Raw genomic sequence first — 15,666 nt, forward strand, 5'->3', positions numbered from 1 at the left:
GGCGACCATAGATTTTTTTATGGAGTAGGAAAACTCTTACTCGCAATCTCAGTAGTAGCTAAATCTCCTACATGTATTCCAGCACCTTCTGTATTGAGGGCCATTCCAAGCGGCCCTAAGCTCTACTGCAGGTGCCTAAGAAACGCCCAACGTAGAAAGCTAGCCAATTGCACAGACGAGCAGTCACCCTTGGTGATTTATCGTACGGCTGTGTGAGGCTTTTGCTCGTTGGAGCTTCTTATGTCCACTCTACGTTGGGGTCAGGCCCGCCAAAGTCCAAACGTAGAGGTAATGGATATGCCTGAACACAACCTTCTCGTCACTCTCCGAACCATGGAGATCGGTCATGTCTGATCTCTTTTCTGTAACAGTCTTCACCCGCCACAATCTTCCTCTCCATGCCCTCCTCCTGGAAAACCAACCATGGTTCTGCGCCCGCGATATCGGCCGCTTGATGGGTTTCCATCTAAGTGAGCGCATGGTCAACAAACTAGACAAAGACCAACACCGCACGTTGTGGATCGAGTATTACCGGCAACCGGAAAAGCAGTTGATGCTCAGCGAGTCCGGTGTGTACGCGCTGTTGGTGTATCACTACGCGCCAGGAAATCGGTTGCTGCGAGAGTGGATCACTCATCAAGTAGTGCCGGCCTTACGTGATGCGGAGCAGCCGGACAATTCGGATCGGCCGATGCTGAGTTTGTTGGATTGGCCGGAAATGTCGCTGAGCCTGCTGCACTGGCAGGATGAAGGTTGGATTCGGCTGCGGGACATGCCTTACCTTTTGCTCGATCACACGCAACGGCGGATGCCGGTGGTTAAACCTTGGTGGCGTAAGGTTGCGCGGGTGTTTCAGTCGTCGAAGCATTCGATGGGTTAGGTGCCCTGCTTGTAGGACCGCCTGCGAGAACCATCTCTTTTTTATGTAGGAATTTTCGTAGACAGTCGTAGTGGCCACTCAGTATCGTCCGAGGGTATTTAACCCTCGGCGATTGTATGGATACGGAAAAGAGCAACGGCGATTGGAGTGAGGTAGAGATTCAGGCTGCGGTCGATGCCTATCTCAGCATGCTGTCTCGCGAGCAGAACGGTCAGGCGATCAACAAGGCTCATGAAAATCGCCTCCTGCGCGAGGGTGCTTTGGCTGGTCGGACCAAAGGTTCGGTTGAGTTTCGGATGCAAAACATTTCTACGGTTATGGTCGAGTTGGGTCGAACACCTATCAAAGGATACAAGCCTGCCAAGAATGTCGGCGCTAATGTTACGAAGAGCATTCGTGAAGCACTCAATGCTCCAGGACCTGTAACCCCCGAAGACTTTGCCCCGACAGCGGACGAGGCGACGCTGGAGCAGCGAGCTGCAAAGCTTGAGCGACAACCGATTAAAGTCGAGCCGAAGGGGATTGAGAAACCAGAGCAGACTCAGTCCAGCGGAAAGTCGTATGTTCGCGATCCGGAAGTAAGAGCTTGGGTTCGCCAACAGGCTAAAGGTAGATGCGAAGGGTGTCGCAAGCCTGCTCCGTTTGAAAAGTCAGGCATTCCGTTTCTTGAGGTTCATCACGTTAAGCATTTGGCACAGGACGGTTCGGATCGTCCGAGCAATGCTGTGGCGCTATGCCCGAATTGCCATCGGCGTTGTCACCATTCGAGTGATCGGGAGGAGTTCACCGCTTCGCTTTATACAAAGGTGAAACGGTTGAAACCGGAATAACCGAGCGGAACATTAACCTGTGGCGAGGGGGCTTGCCCCCGTACGGCTGCGCAGCAGTCGTCAATTCGCAGAATTCGGTTTGTCTGATACTCCGCGAGTTACGGATTTTGGGGCTGCTTCGCAGCCCAACGGGGGCAAGCCCCCTCGCCACAAGGTTGGTGGTTGGCTTAGTTGCTGCGTTGGTCTTGCGAATCGCGATCAGGCTCGCTCCCACAGGGGATCTGAGACAGGCTTCAGAGTTTCGATACCAAAAGGGCCGCAGGATTTTCCTGCGGCCCTTTTCTTTGCCTGTAATAAAGCTAAAACCTCACCTCCCCAACCCACTAATCCGCCACGGACAAACCGCCGCCCTAACCCCACTCGGCCCAACTATCTCCGGCGTCTGCCCCAACGACCTCGCACTCAACACACTCCCCACCCTCTCAATCAACTGATCAAACCCCAACGTCGCATCCTCCTGATGCAGTTTGCGCAGTTGTTCGACCAGGGCATAAGTGAAGGCGCCATAGCTGTTCGACCCCACCTCATACTCATTGGCCTTTTCGTTCTCCCGCGCGGCGTAGAGCATCAGGGGCATGTAGGGGCCGTGGTGGCCGTAGAGTTTGCCTTGGCGCAGCAGTTGGGCTTTTTTCTCGGGGCGAAGGCCCGTGGCGGCGCCTTGGGTGCTGCGGGTGCGGGTGAGGCCGCGGGTTTTGTTGTCTTGTTCGCTGAAGTCGCGGCGGTCGGTGTCGACGGCGTAGACGCGGCGGTCCCAGTCGCCGGCGTAGGGGTCCCAGCGCAGCATGCGGTGGCGGATGTCGCTGGGTGGGGTGATGCCGCGCACGCGGCCGTTGCCGCGGGTCATGCCGCCGGCGTAGCAGCAGTCGAACATGACGGTGAGTTTGGCGCCGTGGCCGTCCGGGTCGAAGGGCAGGTGGCTGTAGAACTGGCGGAACAGTTTGTCGGTGAAGTGGGTGCTTTCATCGTCCCAGTCGAAGTCGTGGAGCACCAGGGTTTCGTCCATGCAGTCGGCTTCGCCGCTGCTGCTGTAGACCGGCAGTTGGGTGCCGTGGCCGGAGTAGAACAGCACGCGCTCGTCGCCGGCGCGGGCGCCTTCCACCAGCCATTCGAGGCGCTCGACGAAGTTGGCCCGGGTCGCTCGGGCGTCGTGCAGCAATCGGATGTCGCCGGCGTCGTAGCCGCTTTCCTGGAGCATGCGGCTGATCAGGTAGGTGTCGTTGATACAGCCGTCGAGGCGTGCGCTCGGGTCGGGGTAATCGTTGATGCCGACCACCAGGGCGCGACGTTTGCGCTGGCCGCTGCGGGACAGGAACGCCGGTACTTCCAGGGCGCGGGCGGCCACGACGTCGCGGGCCAATTGCGGCCAGAGGCCGGTCTGGCTGGAGGGTGACGACAAGTAGGCCTGGGCGGCGTGATTGAGGTCGAGCAGGTCATCGCGCAATGGCAAGGTGAACTCGGTTTGCAGGTCGACGCGCGCGGAATCTGGCGAGGTGATCGGCCGAGTCAGCAACCCATCGTTGGGGTTGTAGAGGTGGAACCAGCGGCGGATGCCTCGGCCGTTTTCGCTCAGGCGCAGGACCCGCCCGCCCCACACTTCGCGCATCACTAGCGGCAGTGCGATCGGTGAGCCGAAGCTGACGAACACCCGGCCATCGATGCGCTTGAGTGCCGAACCTTTTTTCGCCACCGACCGGCGCAGGGCGTCGTAGCCGATCAGGCTGCCCAGGCCTTGGGCGAAGATGATCTGCGGATTGAATGCGTCAATCTTCGCCAGCAGATGTTGGGTCAACTCAGTGCGCAACTCGGTGTCTTCGATCCATTGCACGAGGGCGCCCACCGTGGTGCGCAACATCTGGTTGACCGGCAGGCCCCAACTGCCGAAGTTCTCATCGGCCTTGCCCCTGGCGTCGGCCCTCAGCATCGCCAGGCCTCGGGTGATCTGGGCGAAGTCCGGCCCCTCTTTGAGTTGCTCATCGAAGCACAGAAAGTCGATGTCCTGATCATCGATGGGGCGACCGTTCTGTGCCAGTTGGGTGCGGATCAATGTGCGCCATTGCTCCTGCCAGTTCGCGTCGATGCCGCCCTGCCCGCCTGCTGCCCGGTTGAACCCGACACCTGGCAGGCACAGGACGCGCAGCCGTGTTGGCGCGACCTCCGATCCCGGCTCGACCAGGGCTTTGCTGGCCGGCGCCGCAACCGGAGGCACCGTTTGCCCTTGGGCGGTGACCATCAAATCCTGCAGGCGTCGCAGTTTCGCCTCCAGGCTATCCGCACTGGGCGCGGCAGGCGTAAGTGCGGCCTGACCGGGATCGGCCAAGGCTCGGCTGCGGCTGCCAAGAAAACCGCTGACCCATTGGGCGCTACTCTTCCAGATCTGCTCTGGGTCGAGGCCGTCGAGGTAACCGGTGGCGCTGTCCACCACCTGTCGGCTTTGGGTCGCCAGTTCGGACTCGATCAATGGCAACCCGGCGCGACTTGGCACCACGGTGGCCGCCAACTTTGGCGCAACCGTTACGCCCGGTGCAGCACGCCAGATGGGTGCATTGCCGAAGTGCTGCGCGGCGACCACCCGTGGGCCGAGGGCACTGCGCGGCAATTTGAAGTGATCGCAAAGAAACGCCAGCAAACTGGTGTGATCGTAGTGCTGCGCCTGGACATCGCCCGTCCAGGGGATCAAGCCCGGCTTGAGCCACGGCGAAGCCAGGATCGCCGGTACACGCACGCCGAGGCGGGTGAAGGGGTTCTTCCAGGGCACATCGACCGTTGAACCGGTCGCCACGCAAGTCGGCGGCACCACGTGGTCATGGAAGCCGCCATGTTCGTCGTAGAGCAGCACGAACAGGGTTTTGCTCCAGACTGAGGTATTGGCCGACAAGGCGTTGAACACCTCACCGACAAATTGATCGCCAAAGCGCAAATCTTCAGGTGGATGATGGGACACGTTTGGTCCGAGCTTACCGTTGAGCAGGCCATAGCTCGGCTCGATCCAGGACAGTTCGGGGAGCTTGTTACCGGCAACGTCCGACTTGAAATCCTCGATGCTCAGGTGCTGCAAACCACCCTTGACCAGCGCCGCCAGCGGAACGGCGCCGTCGGAATAAATGCGCGCATCGTGACCATTGTTGCGCAGCAGCGAAAAAATGCTCTCGCCGCCGAACTGTGCAATCAGGCTTTTGATGCCGGCCAGTACCGTGCCGGTGGATGGCATCAGCAGATGACCATTGCAACTGCCGAGCATGGAAAAAAAACGGTTCGGCCAGGTCGGGCCTGGCACCGAAGAAAACCAGCGGTCACACACGGTGAAGTTACGCGCCAATCCGTGGATGGCCGGCAGCGTATCCTTCGCTGGTGTGGCGCCGAACGGGATGTAGTTCATCGCCCGTTGGGCCATGGATTGCGACCATGTTTTGTACACCTTCAGGTCGGAGCGGGCCTTGTCGTAGGCGTCCTGGGCAAAACCCTTGAGCGTGGGGTTGGCCGGGCTGGTCTTGAAGGAGACACCCAGTTGTTTCTCCACGTTGACGAACTCGTGGCCAAGGTCGAAACCCTCACTGTTGCCCGCCGGCAGCGCCGGAGGCAGAGGGGGCGGCGGCGCCCACAGGCTGTAGTTCTCCGGGAACTCCGAGGCCTGGGTGATCACCGTCGAATTGCCATTGGCCAGCTTCAGCGGGTTGGTGCTGGGCGCTTTGCGGTTGATACCGTCACACGCGGCATTGATGCTTGTGTAATCCCCCAGCAAATGGTCGAACGAACGGTTTTCCATCATCAGCACGACAACGTGCTCAATCCCTGCGGGCCAGTTGTTCGGCATGGTTCGCTCCTTGCTGTGAAGTCTCGATTTCGACCTCTCGGGTTTCACCGCAATCAAGGCTTGGACGGCTGGACAGTCCCCTTGGCCCGGCACTTGCCCATGAGGCATGCGGCGATTCGATCTGCCAGACAACGCTAGTCAGGCGATGGGGGCTTGTCCAATGGCGGGAGCACCTATCCTTTCACCCAATCCACCGAATACATCGCAACATAGCTATCCACAGCCGTCCCAATCGTTGGAAAAAACGCCGTTTCCCCCAAACGCGCAAACAACCCGAACCGCTTGAGCTTGTCCTTGACCGGGTCCTTCATCTCGGCAATGCACAACTCGATACCCGCCGCGTGCAGGGTGTCGTCCAGTTCGGCCAGCATGTCGGCGGAGGTCACGTCGACGCTGGTGACCGGCTCTGCGGCGACCACCAGCCAGCGCACGGGCGTGGGCGATGCCGCCACGGCGTCCAACACTCGGTCGCTGAACAGTTCGGCGTTGGCGAAAAACAAGGGCGCATCCCAGCGAAACAGGACCAGGCCGGGTATCAGGCGCGCGTCTGGGTAGCGTTTGATGTCGTGGTAGCCCTTGACCCCATCGGCGCGCCCCAATACCGCGGAGTACGGGCGCCAGCCATCCCAGAGGAACTCAATGACGGCAATCACGATGGCCAGGCCGATGCCCTCGATCGCGCCGAACACGGTCACGCCGACGGTACAGACAATCGACAGCCAGCATTCCCAGCGCTGGATGCGATAGATCCGGCGCAGGTCGGTGATCTCGATCAGGCCAATGGCCGAGGCGATCACGACCGCCGCCAGGGCGCTGGACGGTAAATGTTGCAGTAGGTCCGGTGCCACCACCAGCAGCAAGGCAACCGCCAGTGCGCCGACGACACCGGTCATTTGGGTTTTGGCGCCGGCGGCCTCGGCCACGGGCGTCCGTGACGAGCTGCTGCTGATCGGGAAGCCCTGGAAAAAACCGGCTGCGAGGTTGGCGATGCCGAGGCCCACCATTTCCTGGTTCGGGTTGACGTAGGTTCGGGTCCGCGCCGCATAGACGCGGGAGAGCACGCTGGTGTCGGCGAACGAGACAAGTGCGACGGCGCACCCACCGATCAACACCGGGACGATGTCGGCGGTGGTGATCCAGGGGATGGCGAAACCGGGCAAGCCTTGCGGGAGCGAACCGAGGACCGACACACCGGCGCGTGTCGCAAGGTCGAGTACACCAACGGCGACTGTCGCGCCTACCACGGCGATCAGGATGCCCGGCAGTCGCGGCCATCTTTTGAGTAGCAGGATCGCCGCCAGGGTGAGCCCGCCCACCACGAATGTGGTCCAGTTGACCTTTCCCTCCATCACCGCCGAGGCGATGGCCCATATGTTTCTCAATGGGCCCTCGGACTCAATCGAAAAACCGAACAGTTTGGGTAACTGGCTGATCAATACGGTCAGTGCGATGCCGTTCATGTAGCCGTAGCGGATCGGTTTGGACAGCAGCTCGGTGATAAAACCCAGGCGCGCGATACCGGCCAGGATACACACCGCTCCCGAGACGATCGCCATCATCCCCGCCAGGGCGACGGCACGCTGCGGGTCGCCGCCGGAGAGTGGAATGATGACGGCAAGGATGACGGCCACCAGGGAGGAATCCGGCCCCATCACCAGAATTCGGCTGGGGCCGAACAAGGCATAGAACAGCAGCGGAACGATCGTCGCGTAGAGGCCATAAATGCCGGGCACGCCCGAAGCCACCGCATAGGCGATACCGACGGGCACCAGCATCGTGGTCAGCACCAGGCCGGCCACGATGTCGTAACGCAACCAAGCCGGTTGGTATTCGCGCAGCATGCCCAGCCCCGGTAGCCAGCGGCGCCAACCGGTCTGTTCATCCCGGCGGGCTATCCGGCCCGGCTCCGGGAGCGGGGGCGAAGCATCTGAATGGCTCATGAACCGCCCTCTTTGATGGACTGTGCAGACTCGGCGACATCGAAGTGATCTCAGTGTAGCTATTGCTTCGAATGCGCCATCACTGGAAGCTGTTCATCTAAAGGACTTGGAACCCGACATGAAATTCGACCTCGCCTACTGCCTCGGCCTCAACGACAAGTTGTCGATCTACGACGTTCGGGATCTGAATTTCGACGAGACGATGGATTTCGACTCCGCCAAGGAGCATTTCCAATGCCCCAACGATGCCTGTCGCTTGGCGTTCGATGCGGCCAATGAGCTGGGCACGTTCAACGCCAAGAACGTGAATTACGTGCGCACGCCGCATTTCAAGAACCTGCCGAGTACGCGGCATGTCGAGGGCTGCCCTTATGTCAGCTTGAAGACGCCTGCGTCAGGTGTGGATGAGGCGGAAACGGATGACAGCCGCGAGGAAAATTTTCCGTCGGAATTGTTACTGACTCGGCGTGAATATGTGCGTAAGCCGCCCAGCCCGAAGGTCGTGGCGGACGGGGTGCGGGATGAGCCGCCAATGCCTTCGGTGACCAGTAACGTCGAGCAGCCGAGCAGGGAATCGGCCCCGGACAAGACCAGCGTCTTTGCCCATCCGGTGGAGTGCTTCGTTTCAAACTTCGACGACAAGGATTTGCTCAAGCGCGTGCCGCTGAAGATTGGCGAGCACACCGCGCCTTACGGGTCGTTTTTCAAGAAAATCGAATACCTGCAGGACAACAAGGGGCTGATTTACTGGGGCAAGGTCAAGGAGATCAAGGACTACACCCAGAGCTTTCGCATCGACTTCGAGAAGAAGGTCTGGTTCGAGAAAAAGCCTTACTCGGTCAATGTCTATCTCAGCAAAAAACTCATCGACAGCTACCGCAAGCGCAAGGCGTTCCTGGAGGAGATCAAGCACGCCATCGAGAGCGGGCGGGAGTTGTATTGCTTCTTTTATGGCGTAACGCCCGAACTGAAGCAGGTGCCGAGCAAGAAAAACCCCGAGCAGACGTTCGGGGTGTTCAGCGCCAACATTGAAAACCTGGACCACTTTATTGTGCGGGAAGCGCCGGGGTTGGCGGGCAAATAAGTGCAGTGCCATTCGTCTGGCTGAAAAGAAAAATCAAAAAATGCATTTGATCCGGGCTCAAAACAACTGTACAAAAACACAGTATATTTTGACCAACACTCTCGAGCCCGGAGAACACCATGGCCTCTCAAGCGATGAAAATCACCCTGGAACGTATCGCCCTCTTCCAATTCACCCCGGCCCACTGCGCCCAGGCCCGAGCGATGCTGGGCTGGAGTGTGCAAGAGCTGTCGCGGGAATCCCGGGTCTCGGTGGATGCCATTCAACGCTTCGAAGCGCGCCAGGAGGTGCTGGATGTCACGCGCCTGGCACTGGCCTATCGGTTCGAATCGGAGGGGTTGGTGTTCTTCCCGGGATTTGCGCCGGGTCGAGGGATGAATGTGAAGGGGTCGACGCCGAATCCGGTTGGTCGGGCGGATTTTGCGATGGTGGAGTGAGGGTCAACAGATGAACGAAATCGACGATGGCGATAACTGCGTATATCAGGCACTGGGCATTCCCGATGCTGGTGATATGCGGGCCAAATCTGAATGCGTTATGAAGATTGGCCATCTGCTGGAAAGCGGTCAGCTGAGTAAGACTGGTGCCGCGCAGAAGCTCGGAATGTCTATCGAAGAACTAAACGAAATACTTCGAGGGAAGTTTCGCGACCTGAGCGTGGCAAAGATCTCGGGGTTCCTTGAGCAGTTAAAGAACTAGCGTGGCTAACTGATTTAGTTGAGCTCCCAAGCCGGCCCGCAGACCGGCCGGGATCACAACTCTACGCGTTCTGCACCACCACCCGATCACTCTCCCCTTCCACCGCCAGCCACCACGCACCACCGCGCTGCGGATGCATCAAGTTGAACGCCTCCCCCATCTGCGGTGTGGTGATCGAGACGTTGCGCTCCCAGGCCAGGGCCAGGATGCGGTCGAAGGGTTCGTACCAGGCGTGCATCGACAGGTCGAACGTGCCGTTGTGGATCGGCAGTAGCCAGCGGCCCTTGAGGTCGAGGTGGGCTTGCAGGGTTTGTTCGGGTTGCATGTGCACGTGCGGCCAGTCGACGTTGTAGGCACCGGTTTCCATCAGGGTCAGGTCGAATGGGCCGTACTGTTCGCCGATGCGTTTGAAGCCATCGAAGTAGCCGCTGTCGCCGCTGAAGAAGAGGCGTGTGTCGCCGTCGATCATCACCCACGAGGCCCAGAGGGTGCTGTTGCTGTCGAACAGGCCACGGCCGGAAAAGTGCTGCGACGGGGTGGCGATGAACTGGATGCCATCGACTTCCGTGCCTTGCCACCAATCCAGTTGGCGGACTTTGCTGGCGTCGATGCCCCACTTGATCAGTGTGTCGCCTACGCCCAGCGGGGTAAGGAAGTATTTGGTCTTGTCCGCGAGCTTGAGCACGGCCGCATGATCCAGGTGGTCGTAGTGATCGTGGGACAGGATCACCGCTTCAATCGGTGGCAATTGTTCCAGGCTGATCGGTGGCTGGTGGAAACGCTTGGGGCCGGCCCATTGCACGGGCGAGGCACGCTCGGCGAAGACCGGGTCGGTGATCCAGAACTTGTCGCGCAGCTTGAGCAACACTGTGGAGTGGCCCAGGCGATAGACGCTGTGGTTCGGTGCAGCGATCAGCGCGGCTTGAGTCAGGGCTTGCACCGGGACGGGCGCGCTTGGGCGGGTGTTTTGCGGTTTGTGGAACAGCGCGTTCCACAGGATGCCCATGGTTTTGCCAAAGCTTAAACGTTGAACCGGCGTGAAGTTTTGATACTGCCCTTGAGCCTGTCGGGACGCTTCAGGTGTGGAGGCGTTGTCCGCCGGGGAGGTTGAATTGGCCATGACTGAATGACTCCAGAAAAACCGCGCATGGCGCGATTTTCCGCTTTGGGACGATAAATGGCCAAGGCACGCACGCATCAGCCGGACTTTCTATTTTTGCTGGGCAGGATTAACAAAACATTACACTGCACAGTGTAGTTTCTAGGTTGCATCAAAGTCGATGACAAGTAAACTACCGAGTGTAATTTCCCCTCTCTTCCTGCCGAAGCGTACTTATGACAGCTCCACAGCGCCTCACCGACCGAAAACGCCAAGCGATCATTCAAGCCGCGATCAACGAATTTCGTGACAACGGTTTCGAGATCACCAGCATGGACAAGATTGCTGCCACTGCCGGTGTGTCGAAGCGCACGGTGTACAACCACTTTCCCAGCAAGGAAGAGTTGTTCGCCGAGATCCTCAATCAGTTATGGATCCGGGTGACGGCAGAACAGGAAACGTCCTACCGTCCCGACCTGCCGCTGCGCGACCAATTGCGCGTATTGCTGAAGGCCAAGCTGCAAATGATGGGTGATGACAATTTTCTCGACCTGGCGCGGGTGGCGATAGCGGCGACGATTCATTCCCCGGAGCGGGCGCAGGATATGGTGGCGCGAATGGGCGAACGCGAAGAAGGGCTGACAGTGTGGATTCGTGCCGCTCAAGCGGATGGCCGATTGAAGGCCGTGGCTCCCGAATTCGCCGCTCAACAGATCCATGGCCTGCTCAAGTCCTTTGCATTCTGGCCGCAGATTTCCATGGGGCAACCCGGCTTGTCAGCCAAGGAGCAAAACACGGTGGCGGATTCCGCGCTGGACATGTTTCTGGCCTGCTATCAGGTGCAATAAATGACAAGGTCGACGGCGGTGTCGATGGATTGATGGCTCTGATTTGAACGGCGCATGTGTTTCAGAATGAAACTGGCACTGAGGCTATAGTGAGCCTCAGTCCCAGCGCCAAACAGAGAGCATCATGACCAGCACGAGCCACGAAACCGCCGCCCACGTCGATCACCTGCGTTTCCATCGCCCTCATGCCCACCTGGCGCCGACCTTTGGCAATGACAAGTTTGCCCTGCGCGCCGAAGCCTTTGCGCGGTTCTTCGGCACACCGACTTTTCTCGGCGCACAAACGCTGATCGTGGTGGCCTGGGTGTGCCTCAACCTGTCCGGTTTCACCCATTTCGATTTGTACCCGTTCATCCTGCTCAATCTGGCTTTCAGCCTGCAATCGGCCTATGCCGCGCCATTGATTCTGTTGGCCCAGACTCGTCAGGCCGCGCGGGACAAAGCCCAATCCGATGCCGATGCGCAGCACCGCGAAGCGCTGGCGACCGCCAACAGCGAGCGACAGGCGCAAGCCGCGAAAAACACCGCGCAACTGCTGGAGTTGCTTGAGCAGAACACCCGCCTCACGGAGATGACCAAGGCCCTCACCGAGCGCATCGAAAACCTGACCACGGAAATGCATCAGCACTTCGTGCGCAAGGATGAGCCGAAGGCCTGAACGGTTTCACGGCAGTTTCAGTGCCCGCCCCAACTCATCGAACAAGGTGACCACCGAGCGCAAGGCGCGGCAGTCGGGACGGGTCAGCAGCCACAGCGCGGTGTCGTATCCGTGCAACGGTTCGCTCAGCGGCTGTAATCCGTCGCCGATCAAAAAGTCCGGTAACGCCGCTACACCCAGCCCCGCCCTGACCAACTCGTTCACCGAAAGCATGCTGTTGCAGCGATAGCCCGGCGTTACCCCCGGCAAGGCTTGGCGGCGCCAGGTAACGGTCGGGTGATCAGGCAGGAAGTCATCCGGGGCGATCCAGGTCAATGAGGCCAGGTCAGTGGTATTGACCGATTGCAGGTATCGCTTGCTGGCGCACACGCGGTAGGCAATATCCGCCAGCCGCCGTCCTACCAGATGCTCCGGTGGCGTGCGGGTCAGGCGCAGGGCGATATCGGCATCGCGACGGCTGAGGTTGGCAAAGTCATTGGACGTGCTGAGTTCGAGGGTCAGCGCCGGATAGTTCGGCATGAACTGCGCCAGCGCCGGCAACAGCAAACCTTGCAGGACCGAATCGGTACAGGTCAGGCGCACGATGCCGCTGATCACTTCACCGCCCTGCTCCACCCCAATGCGCGCCGCCTCCAGAGCCTGCTCGGCGCGCTCGGCCTGTTCCGCCAGGGACTGCGCAAGGGTGGTGGGCAGGTAACCGGCGCGGCTTTTTTCGAACAGTTGCTGACCCAGCGCAGCCTCCAGCCGGCGCACCGCTCGAAACACTGTCGAGACATCCACCTTCAGCAGTTGCGCGGCCCGGGCCAGTGAGCCGCCGCGCACCAGCGCGAGGATCAGGGCCAGGTCCGGGTAGTCGAGTCGATAGTGCGTGGCTGCATTGATCACTTGGATAAACGCCAATATTGAGTGCGTGAGCGCCAATCTATAGTGGGCACCAGCAATCAACAAGTGCAGAGGCCCCACATGGAAACCCGCCCGATTCGCATCGCCCTGATCGGCGACTACGACCCGCAAGTCACCGCCCACCAGGCCATTCCCGTCGCCCTTGAAATGGCCGCTGAACACCGTGGCCTGAACGTGCAATGGCAATGGCTGGCCACCGATGACATCCACGCCGAGACACCGTTGCACACATTCGACGGGGTCTGGTGTGTGCCGGCCAGCCCCTATCGCAACTTGGACGGTGCATTGCTGGCGATTCGCTTTGCCCGCGAACAAAGGCGACCTTTCCTCGGCACCTGCGGCGGTTTTCAACACGCGGTACTGGAATATGCGCGCAACGTGCTGGGCTGGTCGGATGCTGAACACGGCGAGACAAATCCCGATGCCGCGCGGGCGCTGCTGACACCGCTGTCGTGCGCGCTGGTGGAAGCGGTCGATACGATTGAATTGCTTGAGGGTTCGTTGCTCGCCCAAGCGTACGAAAGCGCCGAGATACGTGAAGGCTATCGCTGTCGTTATGGTGTGAACCCGCAATTCGAGGGGGAGCTGCTCAGGCGCGGACTTCATGCGGTCGGCCACGATTCGGAACAAGGGCTGCGGGCGGTCGAACTCATCGGTCATCCGTTCTTTGTCGCGACCTTGTTCCAGCCCGAGCGGACGGCGCTCAAGGGCGTCTTGCCGCCGTTGGTTGGAGCCTTTGTCGCAGCCTGTGCGGGGCGCTCGTCATGATCGCCGATACGCCAGCTGCGCCTTATTACGCGGTGTTTTTTACCTCAATGCGCACCGAGGGTGACCAGGGTTACGCCGAAGCGGCCGCACGGATGCTGGAACTGGCCCGTGAACAGCCAGGGTTTCTTGGTGTGGAGTCGGCGCGGGGCGAGGATGGGCTTGGGATTACGGTGTCGTACTGGGCCAGTGAAGCGGCGATTCTGGCGTGGAAGCATCATCCTGAGCATGCGGCCATTCGCGAGCGTGGGCGCTCGACCTGGTATGCGCGGTGTCATACGCGGGTGTGCAGGGTTGAGCGGGCCTACGGGTTCAATCAGTAACTGATTTAGAGTTCTTCTGGCCGCCATCGCGAGCAAGCTCGCTCCCACAGTGTTTTGTGTCGGGTACATGACTTGCGTACACCCACACACCCTGTGGGAGCGAGCTTGCTCGCGATGGGGCCTGTCAATTCACCGCAAAAACTCAGCCCCGAACCAGGCTGCGAACCGCCGAAATCTCTGGCACTTCCCGCCGGTTCATGTACACCCGCAACGGCTCGGTGATGTTGATCCGGTCATCGATGTTCTGGTCCAGCAGCAACTGAATCAACTCACGCTTGAGCGTCATGGTCTGCTCGGGACCAACTGCCCAGACGAATTCGCTGGTCGGGATGATGCCGTCGTCCGCCACGTCCATGCCAAACGAGTCTTCGCTGAAGCGCACGATGTAGTACCCGGTCTTGCGGTTGAGGCCGACGAAGCCTTTGAGTTGGTCGGCAGCCTGGCAGATGAGCTGGGAAGTGATGCGCATGGTAAACCCCGCAATGGTGATCGTTGGTTTGCACGCAGGGCCTGCGTTTCCCTCTGCCGGGGAAATTGCAGGGCCCCAGCGTACTGCAAACGGGCGCACACAAGTGCTGACGAAAATCAGCTTTAGACAGGTTTGTGTCGGTCTGGCGATAGCGCCTGCAACGATGAGTTGTTAAAAGGAACCGCTCACTTATTGCGAAAGGATCTCGACCATGCCAGCAACCTTTACTAAAAGCGCCTTGTTACTGAGCCTGTTGCTCGGCCTCGGCCACGCACAGGCCGCCAGCGAACCCGCCCCCTCGGCACTGGCGACCCGTTTGGGCATACCGCATCCAGCGGTGATCGCCCACCGTGGCGCATCGTTCGATGCGCCGGAATCCACCGCCGCCGCCTACAAGACTGCCCGCGACCTGGGCGCCGACTATCTGGAAATGGACCTGCAGCGCAGCAAGGATGGCGTGCTGTTTGCCCTGCACGACAACAATCTGCAACGCACCACCGACGTCGCCAGCAAATTCCCCGAGCGCAAGGACAGCCCCGCCAATGCGTTCACCATGGCCGAACTGAAAACCCTGGACGCGGGCAGCTGGTTCAATGCCGCGTACCCGGATCGCGCACGTCCGGCCTTCGCGGGCCTGAAGATTCTGACCCTCGATGAAATCATCGACATCGCCGAGGGCAACAGCCTGCACAAGCCCGGCCTGTACATCGAGACCAAGGAGCCCAAGCAGTTTCCCGGCATCGAACACGACCTCAAGGAAAAACTTCAGGACCGGGGCTGGCTGAGCCCGACCGCTTCGAAACTGGCAAAAAGCGAGCTGGCGGTCGGCCAGGGCAAAGGCAAGGTGGTCCTGCAGACCTTCGAGAAGAACAGCCTCGAACTGCTGCAAAAGGAGATGCCGAAGGTGCCGAAGATCCTGCTGTTGTGGGTCGGTGAAGGCAGTATCGAGCCCAAGTCCAAGGTGACATTTGCCGAGTCCGGCGAAAAGGACAAAGCCGCTTACTACGCCAAACAGCAACCGAAGGACAACGCCGAATTCCAGCACTGGGTCGACTACGCCAAAGCCCAGGGCGCCATCGGCACCGGCCCGTCCGCAGCACTGACCCAGGGTGGCGACCAGAGTTACTCCGATCTGGTGCAACCGTGGATGAACCGGTACACCCACGATCAGGGACTGCTGGTGCACGTCTACACCATCGACGATGCAGTGGACTACCAGAAGGTCATGGACGCCGGTGTCGACGGCATCTTCACCAATCGCGCCAGTGAGTTGCTGAAGTTTTATAAACGCCCGGCGGCGAGTGTCGATCAAGTGTTGAAGAACAACGGCTATTGAGCCGTGCCTGGCATGACACCG

At 59.9% G+C, this 15,666-nt stretch carries 15 protein-coding genes; 10 read left to right on the plus strand and 5 right to left on the minus strand.

Annotation, left to right across the window (positions count from 1 at the left end):
- The first annotated feature begins 346 nt into the window (after positions 1-346).
- Together AC3ITY_RS25910 and AC3ITY_RS25915 are read left to right on the plus strand one after the other, a co-directional pair.
- Positions 347-880, plus strand: coding sequence for a BRO-N domain-containing protein (locus AC3ITY_RS25910; protein WP_489305804.1), 534 nt, complete (start codon positions 347-349; stop codon positions 878-880).
- A 116-nt stretch (positions 881-996) separates the two neighbouring features.
- A complete protein-coding gene (locus AC3ITY_RS25915; RefSeq protein ID WP_489305806.1) occupies positions 997-1,710 on the plus strand; it encodes an HNH endonuclease in 714 nt (237 codons plus the stop codon).
- A 307-nt stretch (positions 1,711-2,017) separates the two neighbouring features.
- Here the strand turns inward: AC3ITY_RS25915 and AC3ITY_RS25920 are convergent, their stop codons facing one another.
- Both AC3ITY_RS25920 and AC3ITY_RS25925 read right to left on the minus strand, forming a co-directional pair.
- Positions 2,018-5,521 carry an alkaline phosphatase family protein gene (locus AC3ITY_RS25920; protein ID WP_489305808.1) on the minus strand — a complete coding sequence of 1,168 codons (3,504 nt, stop codon included), beginning with the start codon at positions 5,519-5,521 and terminating at the stop codon, positions 2,018-2,020.
- Between the two features lie 173 nt (positions 5,522-5,694).
- Entirely contained in the window at positions 5,695-7,461 is a 1,767-nt protein-coding gene (locus AC3ITY_RS25925) for a SulP family inorganic anion transporter (RefSeq protein WP_489305810.1), read from the minus strand.
- A 118-nt stretch (positions 7,462-7,579) separates the two neighbouring features.
- On the opposite strand from AC3ITY_RS25925, the gene AC3ITY_RS25930 reads away from it, so the two are divergent.
- From AC3ITY_RS25930 to AC3ITY_RS25940, 3 genes are all read left to right on the plus strand, one after another.
- Complete coding sequence (locus tag AC3ITY_RS25930) at positions 7,580-8,545, plus strand: hypothetical protein (protein ID WP_489305812.1); 966 nt, start codon at positions 7,580-7,582, stop codon at positions 8,543-8,545.
- A gap of 119 nt (positions 8,546-8,664) precedes the next feature.
- Positions 8,665-8,982 (plus strand): helix-turn-helix domain-containing protein, encoded by a 318-nt coding sequence (locus AC3ITY_RS25935; RefSeq protein WP_046042301.1) that lies wholly within the window; start codon positions 8,665-8,667, stop codon positions 8,980-8,982.
- 10 nt (positions 8,983-8,992) lie between these two features.
- On the plus strand, positions 8,993-9,244 hold the full coding sequence (locus AC3ITY_RS25940; protein ID WP_489305814.1) for an XRE family transcriptional regulator: 252 nt from the start codon (positions 8,993-8,995) through the stop codon (positions 9,242-9,244).
- Positions 9,245-9,305: 61 nt separating this feature from the next.
- Here the strand turns inward: AC3ITY_RS25940 and AC3ITY_RS25945 are convergent, their stop codons facing one another.
- Positions 9,306-10,364, minus strand: coding sequence for an MBL fold metallo-hydrolase (locus AC3ITY_RS25945; RefSeq protein ID WP_489305816.1), 1,059 nt, complete (start codon positions 10,362-10,364; stop codon positions 9,306-9,308).
- A gap of 215 nt (positions 10,365-10,579) precedes the next feature.
- Here AC3ITY_RS25945 and AC3ITY_RS25950 point away from each other — a divergent pair, with 215 nt between their 5' ends.
- Positions 10,580-11,191, plus strand: coding sequence for a TetR/AcrR family transcriptional regulator (locus AC3ITY_RS25950; protein ID WP_489305818.1), 612 nt, complete (start codon positions 10,580-10,582; stop codon positions 11,189-11,191).
- Positions 11,192-11,315: 124 nt separating this feature from the next.
- A complete protein-coding gene (locus AC3ITY_RS25955; protein WP_489305820.1) occupies positions 11,316-11,849 on the plus strand; it encodes a DUF1003 domain-containing protein in 534 nt (177 codons plus the stop codon).
- A 6-nt stretch (positions 11,850-11,855) separates the two neighbouring features.
- Here the strand turns inward: AC3ITY_RS25955 and AC3ITY_RS25960 are convergent, their stop codons facing one another.
- Complete coding sequence (locus AC3ITY_RS25960) at positions 11,856-12,797, minus strand: LysR family transcriptional regulator (RefSeq protein WP_489305822.1); 942 nt, start codon at positions 12,795-12,797, stop codon at positions 11,856-11,858.
- A 15-nt stretch (positions 12,798-12,812) separates the two neighbouring features.
- Between AC3ITY_RS25960 and AC3ITY_RS25965 the strand changes: the two genes are divergently transcribed.
- A complete protein-coding gene (locus tag AC3ITY_RS25965) occupies positions 12,813-13,520 on the plus strand; it encodes a CTP synthase C-terminal region-related (seleno)protein (protein WP_489305824.1) in 708 nt (235 codons plus the stop codon).
- Entirely contained in the window at positions 13,517-13,840 is a 324-nt protein-coding gene (locus AC3ITY_RS25970) for an antibiotic biosynthesis monooxygenase family protein (protein WP_489305826.1), read from the plus strand. The genes AC3ITY_RS25965 and AC3ITY_RS25970 overlap by 4 nt, the downstream gene beginning before the upstream one ends.
- A gap of 142 nt (positions 13,841-13,982) precedes the next feature.
- Here AC3ITY_RS25970 and AC3ITY_RS25975 read toward each other — a convergent pair whose 3' ends face one another.
- Positions 13,983-14,309: a DUF2025 family protein gene (locus AC3ITY_RS25975; protein ID WP_489305828.1), complete on the minus strand. Its 327-nt coding sequence runs from the start codon at positions 14,307-14,309 to the stop codon at positions 13,983-13,985.
- A gap of 211 nt (positions 14,310-14,520) precedes the next feature.
- On the opposite strand from AC3ITY_RS25975, the gene AC3ITY_RS25980 reads away from it, so the two are divergent.
- On the plus strand, positions 14,521-15,645 hold the full coding sequence (locus AC3ITY_RS25980) for a glycerophosphodiester phosphodiesterase (RefSeq protein WP_489305830.1): 1,125 nt from the start codon (positions 14,521-14,523) through the stop codon (positions 15,643-15,645).
- Positions 15,646-15,666: the final 21 nt, after the last annotated feature.

The sequence above is a fragment of the Pseudomonas sp. GL_091 genome, assembly GCF_057837725.1.

Coding starts and splice junctions, on each gene's coding strand:
- AC3ITY_RS25910 (WP_489305804.1), top strand. CDS start 347: ATGTCTGATCTCTTTTCTGTAACAGTCTTCACCCGCCACAATCTTCCT.
- AC3ITY_RS25915 (WP_489305806.1), top strand. CDS start 997: ATGGATACGGAAAAGAGCAACGGCGATTGGAGTGAGGTAGAGATTCAG.
- AC3ITY_RS25920 (WP_489305808.1), bottom strand. CDS start 5,521: ATGCCGAACAACTGGCCCGCAGGGATTGAGCACGTTGTCGTGCTGATG.
- AC3ITY_RS25925 (WP_489305810.1), bottom strand. CDS start 7,461: ATGAGCCATTCAGATGCTTCGCCCCCGCTCCCGGAGCCGGGCCGGATA.
- AC3ITY_RS25930 (WP_489305812.1), top strand. CDS start 7,580: ATGAAATTCGACCTCGCCTACTGCCTCGGCCTCAACGACAAGTTGTCG.
- AC3ITY_RS25935 (WP_046042301.1), top strand. CDS start 8,665: ATGGCCTCTCAAGCGATGAAAATCACCCTGGAACGTATCGCCCTCTTC.
- AC3ITY_RS25940 (WP_489305814.1), top strand. CDS start 8,993: ATGAACGAAATCGACGATGGCGATAACTGCGTATATCAGGCACTGGGC.
- AC3ITY_RS25945 (WP_489305816.1), bottom strand. CDS start 10,364: ATGGCCAATTCAACCTCCCCGGCGGACAACGCCTCCACACCTGAAGCG.
- AC3ITY_RS25950 (WP_489305818.1), top strand. CDS start 10,580: ATGACAGCTCCACAGCGCCTCACCGACCGAAAACGCCAAGCGATCATT.
- AC3ITY_RS25955 (WP_489305820.1), top strand. CDS start 11,316: ATGACCAGCACGAGCCACGAAACCGCCGCCCACGTCGATCACCTGCGT.
- AC3ITY_RS25965 (WP_489305824.1), top strand. CDS start 12,813: ATGGAAACCCGCCCGATTCGCATCGCCCTGATCGGCGACTACGACCCG.
- AC3ITY_RS25970 (WP_489305826.1), top strand. CDS start 13,517: ATGATCGCCGATACGCCAGCTGCGCCTTATTACGCGGTGTTTTTTACC.
- AC3ITY_RS25975 (WP_489305828.1), bottom strand. CDS start 14,309: ATGCGCATCACTTCCCAGCTCATCTGCCAGGCTGCCGACCAACTCAAA.
- AC3ITY_RS25980 (WP_489305830.1), top strand. CDS start 14,521: ATGCCAGCAACCTTTACTAAAAGCGCCTTGTTACTGAGCCTGTTGCTC.